The sequence below is a fragment of the Polaromonas sp. P1_E1_2 genome, assembly GCF_056406035.1.
The window spans coordinates 1-4,779 of record NZ_JBFUAZ010000316.1; the positions used below are offsets into that span (position 1 = coordinate 1).

Genomic DNA, 4,779 nt, shown 5'->3' on the forward strand with positions numbered 1-4,779 from the left:
GCCGTGTAGGCGGCCTTGGCTGAGTCCACCACGATGGGCGCGCCGCAGGCATACACCTGATAGCCCGACAGGTCGGAAAAATCTTCCAGCACGGCCTGGTGGACAAAGCCGGTGCGCCCCGTCCAGTTGTCTTCAGGCAGCGCGTTGGAAATCACCGGGACATAACGCAAATTCGGCATTTCCGCAGCCTTGGCCTTGACCCATTCGTCCATGTACAAATCGGCCGGGCGGCGGCCGCCCCAGTACAACACGGCCGGGCGCGTGATGCCCTTGTGTTGCAGATGCTCGATCAGCGCCTTGATGGGCGCAAAGCCGGTGCCCGATGCCAGCAGCACCATGGGTTTGTCGCTGTCTTCGCGCAGGTAAAAGCTGCCGAAGGGGCCTTCGATGCGCAGGATTTCCTTTTCTTTCATGGGGCCGAACACGTGCTCGGTGAACTTGCCGCCCGGCATGTGGCGAATGTGCAGCTCGACGCCCGGGTTGTCGGCCTGGGTGTGCGGGGCATTGCCCATTGAATACGCCCGGCGGTCGCCGTCGCGCAGCAAAAACTCCACATATTGGCCAGCGTGGTACTTGAACACATCGCTGGCCGGCAATTGCAGGCGCACCACCATGACGTCGTGTGAGGCCTTGGCCAGGCTGTTGATGCGCACCGGCATCTTCTTGACCGGGAAGGCGCTTTCATCCGTGACGTGGCGTGATTCGAGGACGATATCACTCGTCGCCCTGGCGCTGCAGGTCAGGATGAAGCCGTTCGCCTCTTCCTCGGGTGACATGGCCTTGACCTGGTGCGCGCCATGGAGGACGCTGCCTTCCAGTTTTTTTGACTTGCAGGAGCCGCAGGCGCCATCCTTGCAGCCGTAGGGCAGGCCAATCCCCTGGCGAATGGCGGCTGCCAGCAGCGGTTCATCCGCCTCGGCGATGAATGTCCGGCCACTGGGTTGCACGGTCACGTTAAAGCTCATATTCGGTATCCTTGCGGTATCTGTTCTCGACCTGGCTGGCTTTTTCCAGCAACCCCAATTTTGCCCTCAAACCTGAACCCCCTAGGCGCGCTGCCTTTCCGTTTCCGCCGCGAGCGGGTTTTGATTGCCGGTTGCGGCGATGTCGGCCTGCGCGTAGCCCGCCTGCTGCCGCGCAATGTCCGGCGCATCGCCCTGACGTCGTCACCGCAGCGTTTCCCGGCTTTGCGCGCGCAAGGCATCACACCGCTGCTGGGCAACCTGGACGACGGCGCCTCCCTGCGGCGCTTGGCCGGGCTGGCTACGCGGGTGGTGCATCTGGCGCCGCCACCCGGCGACCAGCCCGACTGGCGTACGGACCCACGTACGCTGGCACTGCTGCGCGCCCTGCGCCTGCGCAGCCTGCCGCAGTCGCTGGTGTATGGCTCCACCAGCGGGGTGTATGGCGACTGCGGCGGCGAATGGGTGCGCGAAACGCGGCCATTGAAGCCCCACACACCGCGTGCCCAGCGGCGTGTGCATGCCGAGGCGCATCTGCGGCTTTTTGGCCGGGCCACCGGCACCCGCGTGCACCTGCTGCGCATCCCGGGCATCTATGCGTCCGACCGCGAAGGCGGTACGCCGCGTGGCAGGTTGCTCAAGGGCACACCTGTACTGCGTGCCGAAGACGACGTCTACACCAACCATATCCACGCCGACGACCTGGCCCGTGCCTGCCTGGCGGCGCTGTGGCGCGGCAAGCCCCAGCGCGCCAGCAACGTCAGTGACGATACGCAGCTGAAGATGGGCGACTATTTCGACCTGGCGGCGGACCTCTACGGTCTGCCGCGGCCGCCGCGCCTGGCACGGGGCACGGCACAGGAAGAGTTGCCGCTGATGCTGCTGAGCTTCATGAGCGAGTCGCGCCGGCTGGACAACACCCGCCTGAAGCAGGAGCTGCGGCTTCGTTTGYACTACCCGACAGTAGCAATTGGCCTGCGCGATCAGTGAGCGAGCCAGCCGCGCGGTGCAACGCAATAAATGCCATTGACCGCCTGAAATGAACGGGTTGCCACCATGGCAGCCCGTTTTCTCATTTTAGGTGTCTTTTTTTGGCAACGGTACTGCGGTCGAATGTTACAACCAAAGCGGTAACAAATTGAAACTAACGTGGTCGGCCTGGAGCACGTTTCTATTAACTGCAAAAAGAACTTTTTTTAACCCGATGTGCCGGGTTTCCTTTGTGAATACCATCACTTCGAGTGCCTCTATCTTGCAATCGGCTGACGCAAGGGGACTCGCGGGATGTGAAAAATGCACAAAAAAAGTTCGAAAAATGCGCGTACGGCAGCGCAATTTGTAACAAACATCGGTCAACGCGTACCCACCGCGGCGCCGCCGTTTTTTGATGCACTGGGACGGATGGCCGATAGCGCCGCGGGCAGATGGACCCTGCGCAAGCCCGTAACGGCCGTTTTGCTGCTGGGAGCAGCAACAGCGCAGGCCGGCCCGGTAGACGGCCAGGTCACTTCGGGCGCGGCCAGCATCTCGCAGAGCGGCTCCGCCACCACCATCAATCAATCCAGCCAGAACGCTTCGCTGACCTGGAAGAGCTTTAACGTAGGCGCGCAGGAAAGCGTCAACTTCGTGCAGCCTTCGGCCAGCGCGATCGCGGTCAACCGCATCATGGACACCCACGGCAGCCAGATCCTGGGCCAGCTCAATGCCAATGGGCAGGTCTTCCTGATCAACCCCAACGGCATCCTGTTTGGCGCCGGCGCCCAGGTCAATGTGGGCGGGCTGGTGGCGTCGACACTGGATGTCAAGGATGCGGACCTGAGCAGCGGAAAGCGCAGCTTCAGCGGCGCAGGCGCAGGCAGTGTGGTCAACCAGGGCCGCATCAATGCTGCCACGGGCGGCTACGTTGCACTGGTCGGCAATACCGTGCGCAACCAGGGCAGCATCAGCGCTCCGCAGGGCAGCGTGGCGCTGGCGGCAGGCAGCGCGGCTACTTTGACCTTCCAGGGCAACCAGCTGCTCAAGATCGAGGTGGACCAGAGCGTTCTCAACAGCCTGGCCGAGAACGGCGGGTTGATTCTGGCTGACGGCGGGCAGGCGCTGATGAGCGCCGGTGCCAAGGATTCCCTGCTGGCCAGCGCAGTCAACAACACCGGGGTGATCCAGGCGCGCACCGTGGAAAACCGCAGCGGCACCATCATCCTGCTGGGCGGCATGGCCGCCGGCACTGCCAACATTGCGGGCACGCTGGACGCTTCGGCGCCCAACGGCGGCAACGGCGGCTTTGTGGAAACCTCGGGCGCGCAGGTGAACATTGCCGACGGCGCCCGGATCACCACGGCGGCCCCCGCGGGCCAAAGCGGCACCTGGCTGATCGATCCTGTGGACTTCACCATCGCCGCTGCAGGCGGGAACATCACGGGTGCGGCCCTGAGTGCCAACCTGGCCTCAGGCAACGTCGTCATCCAGAGCAGCAGCGGGAACACGGGCACGGCGGGCGATGTCAACGTCAACAACGTGGTGAGCTGGAGCGTCAACCAGCTGACGCTCAACGCGCAGAACAACATCAACATCAATGCCAACCTCAACGCATCGGGCACCGGCAAGCTGGCGCTGGAATACGGCCAGGGCAATACCAATGGAATCACCAACTCCTACAACGTCAACAACGGCGCGAAGATCAATTTGCCGGCAGGCAACAATTTCAGCACCAAGCAAGGCAGCAACGGTACCCCCGTCGCCTATACGGTGATCACTGACCTGGGTACCGCAACCAGCACCAGCGGCACAGATTTACAGGGCATGAGCGGCAATCTCAACGGTCGCTACGCACTGGGCGCTGACATCGACGCCTCGCCAACCAGCGCTTGGAACGGCGGCAGTGGATTCGAACCGCTGGGCAACAACCTGGCGCAATTCAGTGGCATCCTGGACGGTTTGGGCCACACCATTTCCGGCCTCACTATCAACCGGCCCACCGCCACCTACGTCGGTCTGCTCGGCTATGTAGGCGCTTCGGGGCGAATCAACAATTTGGGCTTGGCCGGCGGTAGCGTCACGGGCCAAACCAAAGTCGGCGCGTTGGCCGGGTGGAGCTCTGGCAATATCACTAACAGCTACGCCAGCACCTCAGTGACCGGCTCCGGATCCGAGGCTGGTGGGCTGGTGGGGACCAGCCAGGGCGTAATCCGCAACAGCCACGCCAGCGGCGCGGTGATCGGCTCGTTCATTGTGGGCGGGCTGGTTGGCTGGAACCAGGGCCTTATCAGCGACAGCTATGCCACCGGCTCTGTCGGCGCATCGAGTTCGCGGGTTGGCGGGCTGGTGGGCGACATGCTCAACGGCGGAAGCGTCAGCAATAGCTACGCCAGCGGCAACGTCACCAGCACCGGCCAGGATGTCGGCGGGCTCGTGGGGTATTGGGACAGCAATGGTACCGCCAATGTTGTGATCAGCAACAGTTATGCGAGTGGCACGGTGTCCGGCACCACGAATGTCGGCGGCCTGGTGGGCTATAAGTTCAATGCTGGTGGCACCATCAACAACAGCTACGCGACCGGGGCCGTGAGCGGCACCAGCAACCTGGGCGGGCTGGTCGGCTTGTGGGACGCCGGAACGGCGATCAACAACAGTTTCTGGGACACCGTCACAACCGGGCGGGCCACCAGCTCGGGCGGCGGCATGGGCATGACCACAGCCCAGATGCAACAACAGGCCAATTTCAGCTCGGCCACGGCTGCCAACGGCAACGTCAACCCGAACTGGGATTTCACCAGCGTCTGGCGTATTTATGAGGGAAATAGCCGTCCCCTGCTCAAGG

General features: G+C 63.1%; 3 protein-coding genes. 2 read left to right on the top strand and 1 reads right to left on the bottom strand.

The genetic code is table 11. From position 1 onward, the window contains the following. A partial coding sequence (locus AC1D1P_RS14515; protein WP_477673471.1) for a CDP-6-deoxy-delta-3,4-glucoseen reductase occupies positions 1 to 965 on the bottom strand: 965 nt, incomplete at its 3' end. A 60-nt stretch (positions 966 to 1,025) separates the two neighbouring features. Here AC1D1P_RS14515 and AC1D1P_RS14520 point away from each other — a divergent pair. Both AC1D1P_RS14520 and AC1D1P_RS14525 read left to right on the top strand, forming a co-directional pair. Next, a complete protein-coding gene (locus AC1D1P_RS14520; protein WP_477673472.1) occupies positions 1,026 to 1,952 on the top strand; it encodes an NAD-dependent epimerase/dehydratase family protein in 927 nt (308 codons plus the stop codon). A gap of 411 nt (positions 1,953 to 2,363) precedes the next feature. Continuing rightward, the coding region (locus AC1D1P_RS14525) for a two-partner secretion domain-containing protein (RefSeq protein ID WP_477673473.1) at positions 2,364 to 4,779 on the top strand (2,416 nt) is incomplete at its 3' end.